Here is a 21938-nt window from a genome sequence, read left to right as displayed (position 1 = left end):
GCGAAATTAGTCTATAAAGAAATTAGTCTATAAAAAAGAGCTACTTGCACTAAGAGGTGATTGATTAACTGAGCTGTTTGCGCAGCATTCCGCAGGAAAACTCTTATGCTATCTAGGTCTCATCAATTTATACTTTACTGGCCTACAATCGGTAAAAACTTTGTCCTGTCAGAAATTCAGCCTCTTAATATTTACTTTATAAATCAGCTCTAAGATAGAATTCAGCTACTAATAGTTATTTTGCTCAACTATATAATTATCTAAAACTTCTAGTAAATCTTCAATACTAGCATTATGATCTAGAAAAGAAAACAAATGTTTATAGCTAAGTCTACCTTGTTTATCTAATACAAATTGTCCTGGAAGAGGTGCTCCCAAAGCTTGACCGACTTGATAATTTTTAAATACCTGACAACTAGAATCACTGAGTAAAGGCATTTTTAAACTTAGATCGCTCACAACAGTCTTACTTTGTTCCCTATCTGTACTCGTAATCATTAATATTTCTATTCCCCGCTCTAAAAATTTTTCATAATTATTATTTAAAGCTAAGATATGAGGAAAACAAAATGGACAATACTGTTTCTCAGTAAAGATACGAGTCAAAGCAAGTATGACAGGTTTTAACCCCCAATAGTCTGATAAACGAACTAATTTACCATTTGTGATATCTGGCAATTCAAAATCTGGTGTTCTTTTTCCGTTATCCAAACTATTAATAGGTGGAATAGGTAATAAATTTTGAACAAAACGTTGATTTATTAAACCTCTAAAATCATAGGAAGTTAGCATAATCTTGATATAATTTAAAAGTTAAAATTCAAAACTTTAATGTGTTTAAATCTCCTCTAAATTTACAACTCCAACACTTTTAGAGCTAGAATATATATGAAAGTGTTAGAGTTGACATTTTTTTTAATTATTAGGTACTTTATAGACTGCTTAAATCAATTTATTTAATAGCTGCAAAGAATTCCTTAGATTTGATTGGGTCGGGATTCATAGTTTTATCTCCTGGTTTCCAACCTGCAGGGCAAACTTCATCTGGGTTAGCCTGTACATACTGAATAGCTTGTAGAGTACGTAAGGTTTCATCCACGTTACGACCAAAAGCAAGATTATTAATTGTGGCGTGTTGAATAGTACCTTCTCTATCAATAATGAACAAACCCCGCAGAGCAATACCTGCTTCTGGGTCTAAGACGTTATAGGCAGAACTAATCTCTTTCTTAATGTCAGATAATAGCGGATAGTTAAGGTCTCCAACTCCACCAGACTTACGATCTGTTTGAATCCAAGCTAAATGCGAAAATTCACTATCTACTGAAACTCCTAGAATTTCTGTGTTAAGTGATTCAAACTCTTTGTAGCGATCGCTAAATGCCGTAATTTCTGTTGGACAAACAAAAGTAAAGTCCAGGGGATAGAAGAATAAAACTATATACTTACCACGATAATCAGACAGTTTAATTGTCTCGAATTCCTGATCCACTACACCTGTAGCAGTGAAATCCGGGGCTTCCTGGCCTACACGCAGGCATTCCTCTGTCATGATTTAATTCTCCTTAAAATAACTTGTTGACACTCAAAACTCAAAGAAAACTTATGGTTTGAGATTCTTTATTCTTCAATCTTACCTCTTCATACTAGACCTTAAGTACAAACAAAACCATAGAATGTCTCCTTTCGGACATAGCTAGACCAACTTAGCAGCTCGAATATTTTCAGACTTGGTTTCTCATTCCATATTGGATTGACCAGTAAGGATCGATCAACTATTTTAGTTTTTTAAAGTTTAGTTCTAAGGGTATATAAAGATATTATCAGTCATATATGTTATAGTCATCAGTTAATGTTTTTAATATCTGATTTATAAAGTAAATATTAAGAGGCTGAATTTCTCGCTATACTTAGGTTTTGCTAGTTATCGTCCTGTAGACCCAAATTCCTGAAAGCTTGGTAATGCAATACTTTTAGCTAAGTTTATAAATCAGCTCTAATAGGTTCTTAATTGACCTCCACTATTTCAGTTATCAGTTAACTTTTTCCAACTCCAGTTGATGGTAAAAATTGAACCGGAACTCAACTCAGGCCTATTGAGATTTTGTATTCCCTGTGTCCTCACAGGAGTAAAGATTCCCTTTCTGGGTCGATTGGATATAGCGTTTTTGCGCTGCACAAAGCTTCCCGTAGGCAAAGGAACGTTGATATCCCTCGATAGCTTGTCTAGCTTCTTATAGAGGAGCTAACCTGCTTCGCCGATCCAGGGTATACCGCTGTTCCCATATCCATTGTTTCCTTAGTTCCAATTGGGATATATAGTCATTTCAGATAAGAATGAAACACTTTTTCGGCTGAAACTCTTTCAATGCAAGAAACGCTTATCTCAATCTCAACTGAAATGACTATACAATTTAAATGCCGAACCACTATACTAATAACTGTTTAACTCCCCAATCATACACCTACTTCCTCCTTTGGAAGCTAACGATTCAATAAATAACCAAATACTTTAACTTAAACGCCAGTTGTTGACTAAGGTTAGACTATCGTGATCTATTGCAATAAATCAAAAAAAAATTACTTATTTATATATATGGCTCAGGCGGGATTTGAACCTGCGACCTTGGGCTTATGAGTCCCCTGCTCTAACCACTGAGCTACTGAGCCTAAATTTTTAACCATTCATAATCATAGCACAGAATATTGTAATTTATTCAATCCTTTACTATTTTTTTCTTAAAAAAACCAAACTAGATTTAATTTGCGCCCTAAATTTATTTATATCCCTGTCCCCATTTTAACTTACAAGAATGGGGATATTAACATTTTTCAAGTTGGAGACGTTGTACTGAAAATAGGAAGATTTTCAGATGGGATTAGGGAGTTAGAATAAGTTCTGAGTACTAGGAGGTCTTGATTTGTTCCCATTACATATTTACATGTGTTGGGATAAAAATAACTGTACTATATAAAATCATCCCAATTTTGGCACTCCACGGCATAAATCAGCGTGGATTTGTGACTAGGAGTTGTAAATCGGGTAAAAACCACGATTTTCACATTGCTTTAACTAAATTGTCAGTAGCATACCGTAGTACGTATACACCAGTAATTCACTAGGGGGCATCAATTGCCACTACTCTCTCCGGCCAAAATACCATTGAGGCTACCTTTGAAATTTTTAGTTAATTATAACACATTTTTTTGACTACTGATAAAAATCCTTTGAGTCCTTTGCATCCAGCTGTTCAAACTGGCACTTTTCCGACTTACCGAAATTTTACGATGATTATGCAATACCTAACCTAATGATATGCCACTCCCGAACGTAAAAGAGCCATTGGATTAACAGCTCCATTTCCTGTTGGATGAATTTCAAAATGTAAGTGTGGGCCAGTACTACGTCCAGTGCTTCCCATTTTAGCAATTAGTTCACCCTGAGCAACTTTTTGACCTTCTCTCACAAGAATTTGACTGTTATGAGCATAGACTGTCAGACTACCATTGGGATGCTTAATTTCCACTAAGTTACCATACCCTCCGCTATTCCAATTAGCATAGGTGACAACACCAGGAGCAGCAGCAACAATAGGAGTACCAGTAGGTGCTGCTATATCAATACCACGGTGCATTCTTCCCCACCGCCAACCATAACCAGATGTTAGAGTACCCTTACTAGGCCATGTATACCCAGTAAATTGCATTGAACCACCAGGTAAATAGGTATCAGCTTTACCCAAAGGTGGCAAGTCTGGAGAAACCATTTTTCCTAGTGAAGGATTATTCAGAATCTCATTAAAGTTAGCTCCTGTTGGTGATGTGGCCATGAATGATGACCCTTGAGATTGACTAATTTCTCTTTCTAGGGGTAGTTCTTTAACAACTGTAGCAGGATTTCTGATTTCAGGTCTGTTAGTTCCCATTTCTTCAGACCATTGTGTGGTCTGGCTGCTACTTACTTCTTCCTGATAAGTTGGTTGTAAGTACCTACTACTATTGTTCTCAGTCAGAATTTGAGAATTATTCGGTAAATTCTGTTGTGAAGACGACGGCTCAGGCACTGGAATATTTATTGCTTCTGAGGTTATTATTTGAGAATCTTCAAGTTCTTTTTGATTATTATATTCCTCTCTTAGCCTGCTTATTTCTGACCTTAAACGGTTAGCATAAGGATTGTTTTGACCTTCAGATTTTGCTGTTGGTAGTAACTCATCACTCTCAGTATTTATGTCCACTGGTAGTGGTTGAACGGGTTGACTATTACTAAAAGAATTTTGTCTAGATTCCCTTGCACCTAGATTATCAGGCCATACTTTATTAACTAAGGGATTTTTAGGGCTATCTGTAACAACCAACTGTGTTAAAGTTGAAAATTCTTTTGGTTTCTTGTGTATTTGATGTTCTTGATCGTTTAGACCTTCAGACCAAGAAACTAGTTGTACACTTCTCTGTGGTGCAACTTCAGCTCCAGTCAAACTTGGTACGCTGTACGATAAATAATTAGATTTTATATTAGGAAGCTTGGCTTCAGGAATATTGAATTGGTTAGCTGTAGTTTCCAAAGAAGGTTGACTAAATTCCTCTTTTGTAGAATTGCTACTGGTAGAACTTACCAGTTTTAATGATTCAGAAAATGGTTGCTGAGGAATTTTAAGTAATTTAGCTGCTTCAATTACGTCTAGATTTTTGATATTATTAGCTCTAGCTAATACTTCGACAGATACATTGTTTTCCTTGGCAATTAAACTTAGCGTGTCTCCCACACGCACCTTATATACCAATGAAACTGGTGTAGATGTCATCTCAGAATCAATAACCACTGCCCCCTGTAGTTTAGTCCCTTGAGCCTTGATTGACTCTTGAGCAATATCTATTTGACTATCACCTACTTGTTTAGCTGTGGGACTATTGTCTGATTCAGAGGATGTGGCCATCTGTAGAGCTGGTTCTTCAACAACTAAATTTTCTGATTTGCCATTTCTATTTTCTAGGAATTTTTCCTTTGATTTATCAAATGACTTTCCTACGGGATCAGAAATATACTGCTCATACCTCAACTCCAGCGAACTTTTTGTCGAGAGGTTTTCTGGTTTTTGGACAGGATTAATTTCTACTTTTAATCGGTCAATTAGCTTACTATTACTGCCTATTGGCTCCTTGTCCTGCACTTTAGCCAGAAGTCCTAGAGGAGGCAACTCATTAGTTTCTAATTTATTAATTTTCGGTTCAGAAAAAACTAAAGTCTCTTTCTCTTGTTCAGATTTTCTGGCTTTAGTCTGGCTATATTTGTGTTGAAGTTCTATAGGAAAAAAGGATTTTTCTCCTAGTGTATGTTCTGAGGGCAGGACAGTCTCAGGTTGAGTTGCTTCAACTTCAGAATCAGTATTTTCTTCTACCTCTACATACCCTTGGGTTAATTTCTGAAGTAGTAGACCTTTTGACCTACTAACTCCAGTAACATTTAACTCTCTAGTTGAAAGTTCATGTTTGTTAGTGTCCACTCCAGGAAGTTCGGCTGCGACTGCGATATTGCCTTTCCCAGACAACAGGATGCCTGATGCACCCATAGTGGTTGAAATGGCAGCAAGTCCAATCATGGCAGCAGCGGAAGAAGTTTTTTTGCTACCAACTATACTTATTTGTTTTGACTGATCAATAGTTGCTTCTGTGTGAAGTTCACAGATAGCGGCAGATTTTCCTTTACTTGGAAATGTTCGTTTCAAAGAACGACCTCCTATCGACAAGGGTTTAACTATCCTTAATTAATTTTTCTTTGTCAATGACATAATTCACTCTATTTTAGAGATCAAGATCACTGACAAACATCAAACTTAGGATAGGGTATCTTGGTTTCATAAAAAAAGCAAGGATAATTTTAATTTGATTTTTATTTAATGGCCAAAAATAGCACAAAAAAAGTAACTAACTTTTAAGGCACTAAATATTACAACATTCTTGCTCGTAGTTTATTTTTGCCATGTTATTTGGAAATAATCCAATTGTATTTTTCTCTGAATTATTTAGTCCTTTAGTAAATACCCTCTAGACGAACAAAAGGATTTCAGGAGAAAATATCATCTAAATTTTGGTATACACTAACTTGGCAGTTGTGGCAATTATTAGATATATAGAAATTTCTTATATATAGATAGATATAGAATTACAGACTGTATGCGTCATACTTATACAGAGCAAAATGACCCATTAAATACTTATAATTGGAATATTTAAGAAGTTAAAGATTTTTGAGCGATCAAAACTATATTTAGTGTGGCAGTATAGTTTTAATTAGGGATATATGATGTTTTTCATCATTAATATACATATCTGTAAATAGTAAATAAAGATTATAGATGTATAGATATTATCAGAATAATGATTTTAACTCAGATAATCCAATTGACGCCTGGCTTCAAATAAACCCAAGGCAGCACTAACAGAAAGATTTAAACTACGAACCTTTGGCTGTGTCATTGGTATATAGAGAGTTGCTACACAATACTCTAGGACATCTTGTGGTAGTCCATTAGTTTCTGAACCAAACAATAGCCAATCATTTGTTTGGTATTGAAATTTAGTATAATTAGAAGCTCCCTTTGCACTAAAACCTACCAGTCTTCCACCTCGTTGCTGATGATAGGTTTGAAACTCTTTGAAGTTATCGTGGTCATATAGTTTAACATAAGGCCAGTAATCTAAACCTGCCCGTTTCAAATAGCGATCGCTAATTTCAAAACCCAAAGGTTTTACTAGATGTAATTCTGTATTAGTAGCAGCACAAGTACGAGCAACATTTCCTGTATTTGGGGGAATTTGCGGATATACTAGAACAATTTGAGGCATTAAATCAATTTATTTTGATATTGAGAACATTAAAGTTGTTAGCTAGAAGATCCTACCTTTAAGTTTTAGGATTTCTCTGAAAATTCAATAATTCAATACAATATAGGTATAATAAAAACTTAACTATATGCCTAATATAGCAATTAGGTTTTTCTCCCCTAATCTTATCTTAGTTTTGTTAGTTTTACTTTCTAGGCTAGTGTCGTGCCTCACCGTTCTGATCCTAGAAACACTATATTTTGATTTCCTAGTTCGGTAGTCTTGCATGATAATGATGAGGATATATAATATATTTTTTAATTTCTCCCACACTCCCGGTACCCGGTACTCCCCATCTCCCCATCTCCCCACGCTCCTGGTGCTTCCTTTGCCACTACCCCTAGTTCAGAAAAAAATTTTGATATAGTAGAAGTTATAACAATTCAAATAAAGAATGCTATTTACCTTAATTCCTGACTCTTAATCAATTTTCTCATGTATAAATGCTATATTTAGTTACCATTTCATCTCCCCATTACAAGGAAAGGATATGTAGCAAAACTTTTGAGATTTGGTATAACTCCTGATTCCTGACTCCTTTCAACCTATGTAGCTGAACTAAATGAAATGGTATTAAGTTAGGCCACCATTGATTGACATAATTGATCTTCTAGCTCTTCTTCTTGTTGTGCCATCTCCAAAATTGCTGCTTTAATTACGCTCCGACTGTCAAGACTACTGTTATATTGATCTAACCATTTTTGTGCTGTATTGCCTTCCCGAATAATTTTTTTGATTGGAGAAAGAAAGCAACTAAAGCCAAGTTTTTTGGCATAAGGTAAAACCTGTTGATAAATTTCCTCAATCCAATTTTTCGCTAAAATAGTTCTACCATCTTGCCAATGGGAGAGTTGAGCTTCAAGGCTATGATGAGCTGCTGCTATTTCATTATTATCTGCTAAAGCGACTAAATCTTCCAAACGGTTAGTTGCAGATAAATTACTTTTTTCTAAGGGGTCGAGACTAGGATCGTCAAATAATTGCCATAAACGAGCTTCTAATAAAGCTACCAAGGCCAGCTGCATAACTGGGTTACTCACGAAGTCACAAATTCTTAATTCTAGACGATTAAGATTATAGGGACGGCGATCGCCATTAGGCCGCACAGAACACCAAAGATGGCGGACATTTTGCATAACACCTGTAGCAACTTTCTCTTCAGTCCATTTGATGAAATGACTATGACTTTCAAATAGAGGGACATAAGCTGGAGTTTTCGGAAAAGTAGTCCAACGAGTAGAGTGAAAGCCTGTAGCCTGGCCATCTATAAAAGGAGAAGAGGCACTTAGGGCTAAATATAAAGGGGCTTCCATTCGGATCAAGCGAATGGCTCGCATCAATAATTCTGGTTCACTAATACCAATATTTATATGAATACTGGTTGTAACGACTTTTGCACCGTAAGTTTGTTGTATATATGTGTGATATGGGTTGTTAGGGTCAGAGCGTTCAAAGGTATCACTACCTCCTAAAGATAAGGTACTTCCTGGAATTATTGTGTAATCCCCTAAAGTGTTTAAATAACTTCTCAATTTCAGTCTTGGCTTTACTAGAGCACATAAAAGTTGAGCGTAGCTACACAATGGTGCAGTTGTGTATTCTACATTTCTACTATCTGGCTCCCTAACAAACCCCTCTACTTTGGCCACAATTTGGTCTGACAGGCCAACAGTATTACCTTGGGGTGTGCCAGTGTACATTTCTACTTCAAATCCTTTCGATAGCAGCACAACAGGCTCCTAAATTTGGTTTATTTATATTTTTAATGGTATCAGTATATTTAACATCTTTGGTCTATGTCCTAGGGCTTAGATTATCAGGATATTATTACTTTATTGAAGTATAGCATTTACATTTTAACTGTGAGATATTGTAGATATTTAGGGTTTAAGAGACATCAAGTAATCAATTTATCATAAATTATTTAATATTCCTATATTATAACTAGTCTGAAAATACTGTAGATCAAAGCAGCTAAATATTTAATTATTTAATATATTTCTAACAGAGATATTTGAAGGATTTTCTTCTAATTAACTAGAGACTAAAATTCTAGAGGAAAAATTTATTCTTCCTCTTGCTGTTGAAATATATAATCAAAATCAAATTTTAAAGCTTTAATATGGCGAGCGATCAGAAAACCACACTTAGTAACTTTATCAGTCGTAAAAGTTGCTATTACTAAAGTCACTAACTTTTTTGGAGATAGTTCAGGTATTTGCACATAATAATCTCTTTTTGCAAAAAATATTCCTTTATCTTTAGGTACAATAATGCCATTAAGATGAGCGTGCTGAATTGGTTTTATATATGTTTTAATAAAATTATATTGATTTGTTTGAATACGAGCTAGTTTCTCATTTCAAATCCCAAAATATAGTTAAATATTTGATTTTTTTTTCTGTATTAATGACTCATTTTAATGCCAATTATAAATATTGTAGAGTTTGACAGCGTACATCTTGAGCAGAATGAATATAATATTGTCTAATATAATTTATGAGTACATTTTGATTGATTTTTGTTTGAGTACGAAACCGTCTTAGATATTTGTTCACCCTGTTAATCTTATCTATATCTTGTATCATGTTTACTGCTAAACCATCAGCTATATAATCATCTAAAAAATCTGCTTGTTTTTCTGGAGAATAACCACATAAAATATAAGAAAAAGATCAAACATAACAGCGTTGATGCCAAGGTAAACTAGCCGGCAATTGTTTAACTTTTTGGGTTAGTTTATTAAAGACACTGTCTTCATAATTGGGTTAATAAAATATATTTTGATATTTATTTTTGCGATTTTTCATTATTACTATTTTGATTTTTACGGATGTTAATATAATATTTTTTTATTATTGTGATTAAAATCACATTAGTGATTTTTTACTATCACAACCAATAGTAGATGTTAATCACTGACAAATCGAGATTAAATTACATATAATAGTTATTAAAAAAATTACTATCAAGGTTTGAAGTATATTGGTAATTAAATTATAATAACTATAATTTTTGAAAAGAATATTAACCATAATCGTCAATCACAGGACGGGACTATAATTTTATTTTTGTGATTTTATAGTTAAATCAAGCTATCTCGAATATAGAATGGTAAACTTAATGTGTCAATAGTAAATAACACAGAAATATGTGGCATTTACATTTTAGCTGTAAATATTATATTGACGAAAAAGCAGGAAAAAATGAAGTGTAGAGATTTTTTTTTATCATTGTAAATATCTTTTTTTTGCTAAATAACTTCAAAAATAAATATAGCAGTTTGTGTAAAATTTACAAAATATCATCAATATATACAGATTTTTTTACACTATTAAGCTGTAATACTTTGTTCTTTATTAGAAGCTTATAAGAGATTTTTGACAATTACATAACAAGAAAGTAATGTATAAAATCAATATTTAAAATATCAATATAAAATCAAATATTTGAGAGAAAAGTTGCAGGGTTCACAGAACTATTTGTAAAATAAAAGATGACAATCTAGTTTGAGATATGCAATGGAAAAACTATTACAAAATGATTAATAGATAATCTTCCACCTCAAACTTTGGATAGCATCTAAGTATTCAATCAATGTAGATATAGCAATCCTAAATCATTCGTGAGGATTTTATTGCTTAGGTGTTTCTCATTCCCTATTCCCTGTTCCCTGTTCTCTAAAAGCCTAGGAGATATCACAAATAAAATTGCTATATATTGAAACCTGAAATTAACTTTTTCACTATGGCTAAAAATAATAATAAGTAGTATAGAGGAATGAAAAAAAGAAAATGAAGTGAGATAATTTGTTGATGATGGTAAATAAAAAAGTGTATAAGTTCATTAAACTGAAATTCAGTGAAATAGAAAATTTAAATTAGGAGACTGCAGATGTTTAACTCCACAGAACTTTTAATTGATGCCTTCATAAAACGGCTGACTAATGGCTATCGTCATACTTATGGTGGATATAAAGCAGATTATGCTGATATTATTGCCTGGGCGGCCGGAATGGCATTAGAAAATATTGCTAATAGTGATGCCCTGTATCACAATGTAGAACATACTATTCTTGTAACTTTAGTGGGACAAGAAATTTTACGCGGGAAGCATATCCGTGAGGGCGGAGTTTCTTGTGAAGATTGGCTACACTACCACATTTCCTTACTTTGTCACGATATTGGATATGTCAAAGGTGTATGTCGTCAAGATAGAGGAGACTTAAGATTGTATGCTACAGGCATAGATGGTACCAGTGTATCTTTACCTAGAGGCGCTACGGATGCTAACCTAACTCCTTATCATGTTGACCGAGGTAAACTATTTATTGAGGAACGCTTTGGAGGTCATAAGTTAATTGATGCAGAAGTAATTAAGCGTAACATAGAACTGACTCGTTTTCCAGTACCAGCAGATGAAGATCATCAGGATAAGGAAAACTATCCTGGTTTGGTGAGGGCAGCAGATCTAATAGGTCAATTAAGCGACCCCCGTTATTTACAAAAAATTAGTGCCCTTTTCTATGAGTTTGAGGAAACAGGCCAGAATAAAATACTGGGATATCATAATCCAGGTGATTTACGTCGGGGCTATCCTAAGTTTTACTGGAATGTAGTTTATAGCTACGTTAAGGATGCGATCGCTTATCTAAATCTTACTCAACAAGGAAAACAGATAGTAGCGAACCTAAGTGCGAATGTTTTCCGAGTAGAACATGATAATGCTGTTGAAGAGGCTGTAGCTATCAGTTAGTTAGCGATCAAGGCAAAATTTATTACTATCTAGAGAAACCCGGTTTCTGCACCTGCTGACTGGGGATAATTAGTGCTCGAAAAACTTTATCCAAAATTCTAAGATGATATCTAGCTCCAAGCATTGGGCAAGGTGAGCAATGAGCATTGATTGGATAAATTTGAGACTAACAGCGATGGCGTTTATTACTAAAACAGTGATCGCTACTCCAGTTAGCATATCCCTATCCGTTCGAGTCAGTACATCGTTTGTCAGGATTTGTATTAAAGAAAAAAATCATACTGATAAACAGGTTTAACAGTAAAACCTTAGCAATGATAAGGCCATAACTCCAATGTCCTAGTTAATGCTACAAACCGCTAACTTTATTTCTATAGTCTAAGTTTTGATAAAAGTCTGGGTGCGACTCCACTAACACCATCGCTTTATTACTCCAGCTTGCAATCAACTCATCTATTGTTAAAAATTGAATACCTATAGAAGTCTCATGGTATCTTTGCACGCGATACGGGTTTTTGGCAAAGGAGTCAGGAGGACTTTCTCAGATCAAATCCGGTTAAACAGTTATAGAATGCTTAAGTCAGGAGGAGTCAGTCCTCAGTCCTCAGGAGGAGAGAGAATTACAAAGATGAGCGTAGTTATAACGATTGGAGAATTTTTTTATGTCCAATAAAACGGATTTGAGATCAGGATCTAGAGAAATAGAATAGGGAAAAAGGTGGAAATTTCCCTCCAGATTCACCATCTCCTCACACTCCCCACACTCCCCACACTCCCCCTATATTTTTAAATAGATTCCATAAGGGTTCTATAAATAGGTCGGCAACAACGTATTTTTTACCTCGCCTGCCGTACAAAATCACCCAGTGATTTCACTAACGCCAGATTTTTAGTAGATGTAGAAGGAAAGACCCTCAAACAATCCTCTGTAATAGATACCTTAACCTTAATTCCAATGGGCAATGCTACTTGTGGAGTTGTACGAGCAATTAATTCTTGTCCAGATTCAGTGCGTAAAGAATAACGAAATTCACGACCTAAAAATTGGCGATCGCGAATCACTACAGACCCGCCATCATCAGGTTTTAACATCAAATCTTCCTGACGAATCATTAACTCAACTCGATCAAATTCATCTAAGCTACCAATTTTTCCACAAAATAAATGATTATCTGTTAATTCAAAACCCCCAAGTTCCGTTTCCCACACCTGACCTTGACGACGTGCAGATAAAAAATTAGCCTGAGTTACAAATTCAGCCACAAACTGAGAAGCAGGTTCAGTATAAATATCTTCCGGAGTACCAAACTGTTCCACACATCCAGCTCGCATTACTGCCACCCGATCAGAAATAGCCATTGCCTCTTCTTGATCGTGAGTAACAAAAATTCCCGAAGCACCAGCATTTTTGAGAATATCTCGTAATTCTTGCCGTAATCTAATTCTGACTTGTACATCCAAATTACTCAAAGGTTCATCCAATAATACTAAAGCTGGATTTGGTGCCAAAGCACGCGCCAAAGCTACCCGTTGCTGTTGACCCCCAGAAAGTTCGTGGGGATAACGACTTTCCAAACCAGATAAACCAACTAACTCCAGAGCATCTGCAACCTGATGATTAATTTGCCTACTTGACTTTTTGCCAGAATTATGTAAACCAAATGCAATATTTTTAGCTACCGTTAGATGGGGAAATAAGGCATAATCTTGGAAGACCATACCAACATCTCGTTTTTCCGGTGGCACCCAATCATTTACACCAGCAACTACTCGCTCATTAATAGTAATAATACCTGACTGTGGTTGCTCAAATCCAGCAATCATTCTCAATAAAGTTGTTTTGCCACAACCTGAAGGCCCCAATAACCCTAGTATATCCCCTTGGTACAATGTTAAATTGACATTTTGCACCGCAGGGGTAGCAGTGCGAGAAAATTGTTTGCTGACACTCTCCAAACAGAGAATTACAGATTGGGCCATTTATTGTTTAACCTCCCTTAAATTCTTAAAATATGTCTAGAACATTATTTACTTCTCAATTATATTAACCTAATTTTTAGGAGATATTCTCATTAAGTTTCTGGAAATTTTCTAAGAGGCTATTTGCCAATAAAGTAGGGTGTGTGACGGTACGCTTACTATTTCTAGATGGCAGAGGGCAGAAGGCAGCTATGCTGAAGAGAAAATTCTATATATAGCAATCAGAAATCAGATGTGAGAATTGAGGTATTCCTTTAAAGCATAGAATATAGTAGTTATCTTATTCTTATGTATTCATTTCTTTCCTATTCCCTATTCCCTATTCCCTCCATACCTAAAACAAAAGTCTTCAATATCTCACAACTAAAATCATATTGCTATATGATATAAGTCCTGATAGTATTACTTTTCTATTCAGAAATAGTATTACGTAATAGACATCTCCAGAAAAGAGGGAATAGGGAATAGGTATGGAGGGGGAAAATAATTGATAATTTCTGTATGATAATTGATTTTATTTTTTATTTTTGGAGATGTCTAATAACTAAAAGTCTTATATGATTTCCTACGGAATGCTTGCGCCAACGGTTTTTTATTTCCCCTATTGCCTCTCTTGGTGCGCATTCCCTTGCGTCTGACGCCGACGCGGGGTCGCACCGCTGTTGCCTATTGCCTGTTGCCTGCGCGCAGCGCTATAGTCTCTAATGTATAAAATCAAAATGTTTGATAATGTGAAAAAATTTAACTATTTCAACTGGAATGCTTGGACAGTATTTGTCATAGCGATCGCTTTATTAATCTCAGCTCCTGTAGTATTTATTCTCAGCAGTATTTTCTCGGATACAGGAGAAATTTGGAGTCATTTAGCTTCTACAGTTTTACCCCGTTATCTGTTAAACTCCTTCATCTTAATGGTAGGAGTAGGTTGTGGAGTTGTCGTCATCGGAGTAGGGGTAGCATGGTTAGTCACAATGTGTCGCTTTCCTGGTAGTCGCATCTTTGAATGGGCAATGCTGCTACCATTGGCAACTCCCGCCTATATTCTTGCCTACACCTACACAGAATTACTAGAATTTTATGGACCTGTACAAATGTGGTTGCGAGAGGTATTTGGTTGGGCAAGTGTCAGTGATTATTGGTTTCCGGAGATTCGTTCCATTGGAGGAGCGATCGCTTTGTTAACCCTTACCCTATATCCTTATGTTTACTTATTAACACGGGTCGCTTTTTTAGAACAATCAACCTGTACTTTAGAAGCTAGTCGCTCCCTGGGATGCAACCCTTGGCGTAGCTTTTATAAAATAGCTTTACCTCTAGCTCGACCAGCAATAATGGCAGGTTTAGCTCTAGCACTGATGGAGACTCTCAATGATTTCGGAACAGTGCAATATTTTGGAGTCGAAACATTTACCACTGGCATTTATCGAACTTGGTTTGGCATGGGAGAGAGAGTTGCAGCAGCACAGTTGGCAGCAGTATTAATGTTATTTATTTTATGGTTAATTTTGCTGGAGTTATGGTCGCGTCGGCAGGCAAAATATTATCAAACTAGCAGTCAGTATCAAAAATTGCAGCAGTTTCATTTAGGTGGAATACGTGGGATAGTCAGTTTATTTGCTTGTTTGCTGCCAGTCTTGTTGGGTTTTCTGTTGCCAGCAGGATTATTATTAGAAATGACTATTGCTGAAAGTGGGGAAAGTTTTCGGGGACAGTTTTGGAATTATGCTTCCCATAGTTTGATTTTGGCAGGAGTTACTGCTGTTTTTGCTGTAGCGATCGCCTTAATTATGGCTTATGGCGTGCGGTTGAATCGAAATTTGGGAATGCGTTTATCAACCCGCATTGCTGCAATGGGTTATGCTGTACCGGGTTCAGTTATTGCAGTAGGAATTTTGATTCCTACTGCAATGGGTTATGCTGTACCGGGTTCAGTTATTGCAGTAGGAATTTTGATTCCTATAGGTGCGGTTGATAATATCATTGATAGCTTCATGCGTTCAAGATTTGGGATATCAACTGGTTTATTATTCAGTGGAACTATTACAGCATTAGTGTTTGCTTATTTGGTGAGGTTTATGGCGGTAGCATTTGGTGCTGTGGAGTCAAGCTTGCTTAAAATCAAACCAAGTTTAGATGATGCTTCCCGAAGTTTAGGTTATGGAGCTACGAAGACTCTGGTTAAAGTTCATGCACCGATGATGTGGGGAGGGTTATTAACTGGAGCAATGCTAACTTTTGTGGATGTGATGAAAGAGTTACCTGCAACAATGGTAATTCGTCCGTTTAATTTTGATACCTTAGCAGTGAGGGTTTATAATTTGGCTTCTGATGAGCGGCTAACGGAGGCAGCAGGTCCAGCTTTAGCAATTGTTTTGGTAGGGATTATACCAGTAATTTTACTCAGTTTGAAAATTGCTAAATCGCGTCAATATTAAAGATAGGGAGTGGGGGAGTGTGGGAACCCACCCCTAACCCCTCCCAGGAGGGGAATGTGGGGAGATCGAGAAATATTTGAAAATGGTTGAAGATGGAACATTTTTTTATACCGAATTAAACGGATTTGATATGACTTAATATCTTGTGTAAGTCCTGACCATAAATCGTGTTTTTCTTTGCCTATTCCCATAACCCGTGTTCCCTAACAGGAGTGCGCTACCATATCAGTCTGTCGCACCCCACGGGGTCGCGCCGTTGTTCCCTGTGTTGTGACGGTAACATTCTTTTTTCAAATTGGTATAAGAGGCTCAGATATGCCACTGACTGAAGCAATATATCATCTAAGTTAACCCAGAAAAAAAGATGAGGGGGTTGATGCAGTTACACAATAGAGTTGTCGCTAAATAAAGGGAAAAAATCACTCTAACCTAGACAGAGCAATAATTCCAAGCTTTTTTTATATCCAATAACTACAATCCTTACAAAACAAGGTTTTTGGGATTTTTTTAAGTTATAAAGCGACAACTCTAATCAAATCAAAGTATAGAGTCAAGCAAGCGATCGAGTTGTTGATTAGTAGTAGAAAATCATCAACTATTAGGAATACTAACCGAGCGGGATATAGTACGCTTAATTGCCCAATAAATTTCTCTGGAAAATTTGAAAATCAATTATGTGATGACTCAGAAGTTGATTACAATAGTTGCTTCACATATCGAAGATATTTTTAAAGTTGTCAATTGTTTTCGGCAGCATAAAATTCGTCATCTATCAGTACTATCCAATACAGGGGAATTAGTGGGTTTGATTACAGTTGCAAGTCTCCGCAATTCTTTAAAATCAGTTGATTTACTTAAACATCGACAGGTAAAAGAAGTAATGACTACTGATGTTATTCATGGAACGCCAGATCTATCTATATTTACTTTGGTAGAAAAAATGGTAAAGTATCGAGTTAGTTGTATAGTAATAATTCGCACAGATCCACAACAGAGATTATATCATATTGGAATTGTCACACAAAGAGATATTGTGCAATTTCAAGCACTGGGGATGAATATCAAACAATTCAAAGCTTCAGAAGTTATGAGTACTCCTTTACAGAGTTTGACTCCGTTTGATAGCTTATGGAAAGCTCATCAACAAATGCAAAGGTTGCGAGTACAACGATTAGTAGTATGTGGTAGTGATGGCCAATTGTTAGGACTCGTCACGCAAACTAGCTTGTTGGAAAATCTGAATCCTGTGGATATGCATGGAATGATTCAGATATTGCAACAGGAAGTCGATCGCCTACAAACTGAAAAAATTGAAATGTTGCATCGTAATAATAATCATCTAGAGCAACAGGTAGAGAGTTTGCAAGAATCAGTAAATAGACTGGAGCAACACAACCAAGAAATGGCAACTATTAACCAAATGATAGATTTTTTACAAGCTTGCGAAAAAATTGAAGATACGAAAAAAATGCTAGCATAATTTATCAAAAAACTGTTTCCAGGGTTTTCTGACATTTTGTTATCAAAGCGAAACGTTATCAACAACCTCTAAGTATTATCATGGTAGATATCGATCGCTTTAAACAGTTTAACGATACTTATGGTCACAATGTAGGAGATATTGTTCTCCAAAAAGTAGCGCAGTTTTTACAGAAACAAGTTAGAAAATATGATATTGTTTGTCGTCACGGTGGAGAATAAATGACTGTGATATCAACTAATACTCCTCTAAAGATTGCTCAACAAAGAGCATAAATGATTTGTTCTGGAGTGAGGTAATTATCATTACAAAATCAAGGATAAACTCTGCTACATATCACTGTTTCTCTTGGAGTGGCTTGTTTTCCTCTACATGGAATTACAGGAGAAAATATTATTCAACGGACTGATGAAGCTTTGTATCAGGCGAAGAAAGCAGGACATAATCGAGTTGTTTTGTATCAATTAAAGCAGTAAACTTAATCTTGATTTTATGTTTTTTTTTAATTAAGAAATTTTAAAAAAATCTGAATTAAGCATAAAGAAATAAGTCATATATAAATATTAAGGGTCATAACATAAATAAGCAGTTTTATTGAAGCAAAATCAAATTAAGCCCAATGAAAATAGGTCATTTTAGCGAACAGTTAGCCTCCTACGGAGGAGCTACACTAACAGTTATTAGTCAAGTTATTGTAGTAGTTAACTCATTATTATTTGTAACAATTAATCAGGAATTATATGGCGGATTGTTCGATCAAATCAAGCTGTTGAAAATAGAAAATCCTAGCTGTCTGGAATGTGATGTCAAAATAGCTGAATGGAAAAAGAAGGAAGAAGTCATAATACTTTAGCTAGAATTTGACAGGCGATCGCTAGTGGCAGTAAAAATTTACAGCACTTTTTAGGATAGTAAGGTACGCTTTTAAGGCTAATCTTTTTTTCCCTACTCCCTACTCCCTACTCCCTAAAGTCCTAAAATTTTGTACCTTATCAACTCCAAAACTGCTGTAACTATAAAATTTGTTGGCACTAGGGAGCAACTCTCCTATACCAAATATTTCCAAATATTTCCAAATATTTCATTAATGTGCATTTGGATACCTGTTAAAAACAGACTCCTTTAATGATTTAAGATGTTCTAATTTGTGTTCTAATTCAAATATAAGATTATCACTTTTTTCATTATTGCAACGCCAACAAATTGCTTCCAGGTTATCATAATCAAACATTTTTTCTGGGAAACGTGCTTTATTCAATTTGTGGTCAATGGTAACGTAATGTTCGTGATAGTAAAATGAACCCGCTTGATTTATGTATGGTTTCCCATCAACCGTTTTGTACTCATAACCTCGTTTTTTAGCTTCTTCTTTGGACTGAGTAGAATATTGTCTACCATGCACCATTTTTTTTCCACAATAGGGACATGGTTTGAAGCTTTTATTAGTTCGATACTTATATGGACTGATAAAATCTCCTTTTGGGTCTTTGATACAGAGTACTGTTTGAGCTGCATCCCAAATATCTTTGATTTCAGAAGCGTCATATAGTGTATATAGTTTATCAAGTCTTACTTTGCTCATTGTATCTATGCTCCATTGCTGTTTCGTATGTGGCAAACCGTTTTTTAGTTTTCTTAAATATATCTGTTGCTTTCTGCAAAATTTGGTCAATTTTGTCAACTTGCTGGTCTAAAACTTCTTCAATATGTTCTGTTTCATGGAGCGAGCGATCAATGGCACCAATAAGATCCCCTTTATTAAGTTTATGGTCGAACATAGTGACAACATTGTTATTCACTATATTGACAAAAGGCATAAGTATGTCCCATGATTTTTGAACTCTATCCCATCCTCGATTGAAAAATCCTTGTGTTCGAGCTTCCTTTTGTTGTGCAACTGTCAGAGTTTTGAATTTATCTGTATTTCTTCGTTGCCATTGCTGATAATTTAAACCTTGAACTATCTTCATTAAGACTACCTCTTTTAAACTACTTTTTTATCAAAATAATATTCAATTTTCTGCCATACATCCATACCGTAATACTTGATAATATATTTCTTGGTCATATTTTGTTGGTGTCTTAATACATCAAGCTTAGTGTTAACTTCTTTTTTGAGTTGATGACTTTCTAAAACAACTTCCTCTGCAATTTCTTGATGCTCTTCCATAGCATCTTTTATATCTTCTACATGATGTTCGTAGTCAGTCTGATGCACTAAGTCTTTTTCTTTTAATAATTCAGCACGTTCTTTACCTACTTTAGATAGTGCATTTTTTAACCATCGACCTATTTGTAGAAGCTCAGAATTTTCCGGATTTAAAAATTGCTGTAGTTGACTCTCAGCTCGATCTGCTCTTTCTTTTTCTGCATTAGCTTTGGTTTCTGCCATCTTTGCCTTTTTATTTGCTTTACCTGTATTTTGACTTAACATATATCTGTTGTAAGTATTGGCAGGTTTGACAATTTGCAAAGGACGTAAGTTTTCATACACTTCCAAGATGTCGTCATCTGTCAGTTTTAAATCCAGGTACTCTTGTCTTATACCTGAATTTTTGGCGATTATACGAATCTTATCTTTTCTTTCTTTTTTACTTAATGTCATTGTTTTTTCCTACTTTTTTCAAAATGGTATGAGAACATATTTTAATTATACTAAAAACTTATTAAGTTATCAGGAATAAAATACTGAAATTTTTACTTGATAGCGCTACCCGCTAGGGAATAAGGAATAGGAAATAGTAAACTTTTAAAGGGTTTTTCCTGCGGAAACGCTCCGATAACAGGGTTGAGAAATGTCCTAACCTTAATGCGTAGCGTTATAAAGAAGCAGAATCATAAATTTATAAAAATGCTACCGGATTTAATCTAAAATCTTTGTAGCTAACCGTTATGCAACAGGTTAATTAATGGATAATGGATAATTACCTCTCCCTTTTAGGGAGAGGATTGACCAATAAGGAAAAAATTTATTTTTTTCCCCTTGAAAGGGGAGGCAGAGTAAGCTGAATTGTTTAATTATTTAATTATTTAATTATTAATTATGCGGTAAATCTAGTTACTGCGGTTGTACTGCCGGAGTAGATTTTTTTTCCCACTCAAAGGCAGTATATTTCCCACCTAAAGCTTCTACTATTACTTGAGTATTAGACACTAACATTTTAACGTAACTATCTCCCTCACTACCTGGAGCGCCAATAGAATCAGAATATAACTCTCTTGGCGCTAACTTTACTCCTGCTTCCTGAGCTACAGTTGTGATCAACTGAGGATTAATTGTTGTCTCAGCAAAAATTGCAGGTACTCCAGTTTTCTTAATTTCCTCTGCCAAATTTTTCACTGTCTTTGCACTGGGTTGCTCTTCGGTACTCATCCCAATTAAAGTCCCTGTCATTTTTAAACCATAAGCTCTCACATAATATTCAAAAGCATCATGGGTTGTCACCAGTCGGCGCTTACTTTCTGGAATAGTTGCTATTTGTTCGCTAATCCAAGTATCAACTGCTAGTAATTCTTCAGTTAGTATCGCTGCATTCTCCATAAACAGTTCTCGATCTTCCGGCGACAACTTAATCAAAGCATCCCGAATCCCATTTACCATCAAAATTCCATTTTTCGCATCACCCCAAACATGAGGATCTGGCACTAACTCCCCCTTATCTGGATTTTGCAATGGTGTCACCTTTTCCCCCACTGCCAATTTTTGGGCTTTTATACCAGCAGCATTCATCAGTTTAATTAAACCAGGTTCCAAATTGTAGCCATTGTAGAGAATTAAGTCCGCTTCCTCAAAAGCCACACTATCAGCAGGCACAGGTTCATAAATATGGGGATCGGCTCCGGGTTCCATAATTCCCTGATGCTCAATTTCATCCTCACCTATTTTTTCTGTCATATCAGCAATGATGGTGTTAGTGGAAACTACTTTAGGTTTTTTTTCATTACCGTCTGAAAATGGGGCAGCACAGCTACTTATCCATAATCCCAATAAAATTCCTAATGCTGGCCACAACTTTTGTGGGAAACCTTGAGTAGAAATACTGCTTAATTTCATTTTAATTTTAATTGACAATTTTTCATATTCCTTTCATAATGTATATCATATTGTTTTCATATTTTTGATATGGCAGAAGGAAGAAAGAAAAAGGAAGAAGAAAGAAGGAAAAGTATTACTTTGTCTGAGTTTTAAACTTTTGAACTGTCCGCGCCCTTTGTTTTGACTGCTATATTCCAGAACAGATTTTTGATGCACACCTTTATTTAGGGCTTGCTGATTAAATATAAAAGCATTGACATATAAAGACAAGTGCCTTTTTGGGAACGAAAAAAGTGCGCCTGTTTCAGTCTAAAACGCTCAAAAAGTTAGTATTTTAGGCGCATAGTTGGGCAGAACAATCTTGGGA

The 21938-nt window shown here is 35.5% G+C and carries 15 protein-coding genes, 1 tRNA gene and 1 pseudogene; 5 read left to right on the top strand and 12 right to left on the bottom strand.

All coding sequences use genetic code 11. From position 1 onward, the window contains the following. Positions 1-228 precede the first annotated feature (228 nt). From D5R40_RS16240 to D5R40_RS42035, 7 genes are all read right to left on the bottom strand, one after another. Positions 229-792, bottom strand: coding sequence for a peroxiredoxin family protein (locus tag D5R40_RS16240; protein ID WP_124147591.1), 564 nt, complete (start codon positions 790-792; stop codon positions 229-231). Positions 793-952: 160 nt separating this feature from the next. After that, positions 953-1552 carry a peroxiredoxin gene (locus D5R40_RS16235; protein WP_124147592.1) on the bottom strand — a complete coding sequence of 200 codons (600 nt, stop codon included), beginning with the start codon at positions 1550-1552 and terminating at the stop codon, positions 953-955. 1045 nt (positions 1553-2597) lie between these two features. Next, positions 2598-2670 (bottom strand) — tRNA-Met (locus D5R40_RS16230). A gap of 638 nt (positions 2671-3308) precedes the next feature. After that, positions 3309-5726 carry a peptidoglycan DD-metalloendopeptidase family protein gene (locus D5R40_RS16225; RefSeq protein ID WP_124154908.1) on the bottom strand — a complete coding sequence of 806 codons (2418 nt, stop codon included), beginning with the start codon at positions 5724-5726 and terminating at the stop codon, positions 3309-3311. A gap of 658 nt (positions 5727-6384) precedes the next feature. Then, positions 6385-6846: a tRNA (cytidine(34)-2'-O)-methyltransferase gene (locus D5R40_RS16220; RefSeq protein ID WP_124147594.1), complete on the bottom strand. Its 462-nt coding sequence runs from the start codon at positions 6844-6846 to the stop codon at positions 6385-6387. Positions 6847-7463: 617 nt separating this feature from the next. Continuing rightward, complete coding sequence (gene gshA / locus D5R40_RS16215; RefSeq protein ID WP_124147595.1) at positions 7464-8615, bottom strand: glutamate--cysteine ligase; 1152 nt, start codon at positions 8613-8615, stop codon at positions 7464-7466. Positions 8616-8950: 335 nt separating this feature from the next. Further along, positions 8951-9109 carry a hypothetical protein gene (locus tag D5R40_RS42035; RefSeq protein ID WP_338043266.1) on the bottom strand — a complete coding sequence of 53 codons (159 nt, stop codon included), beginning with the start codon at positions 9107-9109 and terminating at the stop codon, positions 8951-8953. Between the two features lie 1670 nt (positions 9110-10779). Here D5R40_RS42035 and D5R40_RS16205 point away from each other — a divergent pair. Further along, the gene (locus D5R40_RS16205; protein ID WP_124147596.1) at positions 10780-11640 is read left to right on the top strand and encodes an Npun_R2479 family HD domain-containing metalloprotein; all 861 of its coding nucleotides are present in this window, start codon (positions 10780-10782) and stop codon (positions 11638-11640) included. A gap of 837 nt (positions 11641-12477) precedes the next feature. Here D5R40_RS16205 and D5R40_RS16200 read toward each other — a convergent pair. Continuing rightward, entirely contained in the window at positions 12478-13620 is a 1143-nt protein-coding gene (locus tag D5R40_RS16200; protein WP_124147597.1) for an ABC transporter ATP-binding protein, read from the bottom strand. A 704-nt stretch (positions 13621-14324) separates the two neighbouring features. Here D5R40_RS16200 and D5R40_RS16195 point away from each other — a divergent pair. The 4 genes and pseudogenes from D5R40_RS16195 to D5R40_RS16175 all read left to right on the top strand — a co-directional run bounded on the left by D5R40_RS16195 (position 14325) and on the right by D5R40_RS16175 (position 18388). Next, the gene (locus tag D5R40_RS16195; RefSeq protein WP_240041600.1) at positions 14325-16055 is read left to right on the top strand and encodes an ABC transporter permease; all 1731 of its coding nucleotides are present in this window, start codon (positions 14325-14327) and stop codon (positions 16053-16055) included. 661 nt (positions 16056-16716) lie between these two features. Next, positions 16717-17535, top strand: a complete 819-nt coding sequence (locus D5R40_RS16190; RefSeq protein WP_124147598.1) for a CBS domain-containing protein — start codon at positions 16717-16719, stop codon at positions 17533-17535. A gap of 41 nt (positions 17536-17576) precedes the next feature. Further along, a pseudogene (locus D5R40_RS39685) lies at positions 17577-18011 on the top strand (diguanylate cyclase). 143 nt (positions 18012-18154) lie between these two features. Further along, complete coding sequence (locus D5R40_RS16175; protein WP_124147601.1) at positions 18155-18388, top strand: hypothetical protein; 234 nt, start codon at positions 18155-18157, stop codon at positions 18386-18388. Between the two features lie 231 nt (positions 18389-18619). Here the strand turns inward: D5R40_RS16175 and D5R40_RS16170 are convergent, their stop codons facing one another. From D5R40_RS16170 to D5R40_RS16155, 4 genes are all read right to left on the bottom strand, one after another. Next, complete coding sequence (locus D5R40_RS16170; protein WP_124147602.1) at positions 18620-19117, bottom strand: HNH endonuclease; 498 nt, start codon at positions 19115-19117, stop codon at positions 18620-18622. Beyond that, entirely contained in the window at positions 19098-19505 is a 408-nt protein-coding gene (locus tag D5R40_RS16165) for a hypothetical protein (RefSeq protein WP_124147603.1), read from the bottom strand. Before D5R40_RS16165 ends, D5R40_RS16170 begins: the two co-directional genes overlap by 20 nt. 14 nt (positions 19506-19519) lie before the next feature. Beyond that, the gene (locus tag D5R40_RS16160; RefSeq protein ID WP_124147604.1) at positions 19520-20140 is read right to left on the bottom strand and encodes a hypothetical protein; all 621 of its coding nucleotides are present in this window, start codon (positions 20138-20140) and stop codon (positions 19520-19522) included. A 453-nt stretch (positions 20141-20593) separates the two neighbouring features. Continuing rightward, positions 20594-21589: a metal ABC transporter solute-binding protein, Zn/Mn family gene (locus D5R40_RS16155; RefSeq protein ID WP_124154910.1), complete on the bottom strand. Its 996-nt coding sequence runs from the start codon at positions 21587-21589 to the stop codon at positions 20594-20596. Between the last annotated feature and the right edge of the window lie 349 nt (positions 21590-21938).

The organism is Okeania hirsuta, assembly GCF_003838195.1.
Taxonomy (GTDB): domain Bacteria; phylum Cyanobacteriota; class Cyanobacteriia; order Cyanobacteriales; family Microcoleaceae; genus Okeania; species Okeania hirsuta.
This window is presented reverse-complemented; position numbering and strand designations above follow the sequence as displayed.

Coding starts and splice junctions, on each gene's coding strand:
- D5R40_RS16240 (WP_124147591.1), bottom strand. CDS start 792: ATGCTAACTTCCTATGATTTTAGAGGTTTAATAAATCAACGTTTTGTT.
- D5R40_RS16235 (WP_124147592.1), bottom strand. CDS start 1,552: ATGACAGAGGAATGCCTGCGTGTAGGCCAGGAAGCCCCGGATTTCACT.
- D5R40_RS16220 (WP_124147594.1), bottom strand. CDS start 6,846: ATGCCTCAAATTGTTCTAGTATATCCGCAAATTCCCCCAAATACAGGA.
- D5R40_RS16205 (WP_124147596.1), top strand. CDS start 10,780: ATGTTTAACTCCACAGAACTTTTAATTGATGCCTTCATAAAACGGCTG.
- D5R40_RS16200 (WP_124147597.1), bottom strand. CDS start 13,620: ATGGCCCAATCTGTAATTCTCTGTTTGGAGAGTGTCAGCAAACAATTT.
- D5R40_RS16195 (WP_240041600.1), top strand. CDS start 14,325: ATGTATAAAATCAAAATGTTTGATAATGTGAAAAAATTTAACTATTTC.
- D5R40_RS16175 (WP_124147601.1), top strand. CDS start 18,155: ATGAAAATAGGTCATTTTAGCGAACAGTTAGCCTCCTACGGAGGAGCT.
- D5R40_RS16170 (WP_124147602.1), bottom strand. CDS start 19,117: ATGAGCAAAGTAAGACTTGATAAACTATATACACTATATGACGCTTCT.
- D5R40_RS16165 (WP_124147603.1), bottom strand. CDS start 19,505: ATGAAGATAGTTCAAGGTTTAAATTATCAGCAATGGCAACGAAGAAAT.
- D5R40_RS16160 (WP_124147604.1), bottom strand. CDS start 20,140: ATGACATTAAGTAAAAAAGAAAGAAAAGATAAGATTCGTATAATCGCC.
- D5R40_RS16155 (WP_124154910.1), bottom strand. CDS start 21,589: ATGAAATTAAGCAGTATTTCTACTCAAGGTTTCCCACAAAAGTTGTGG.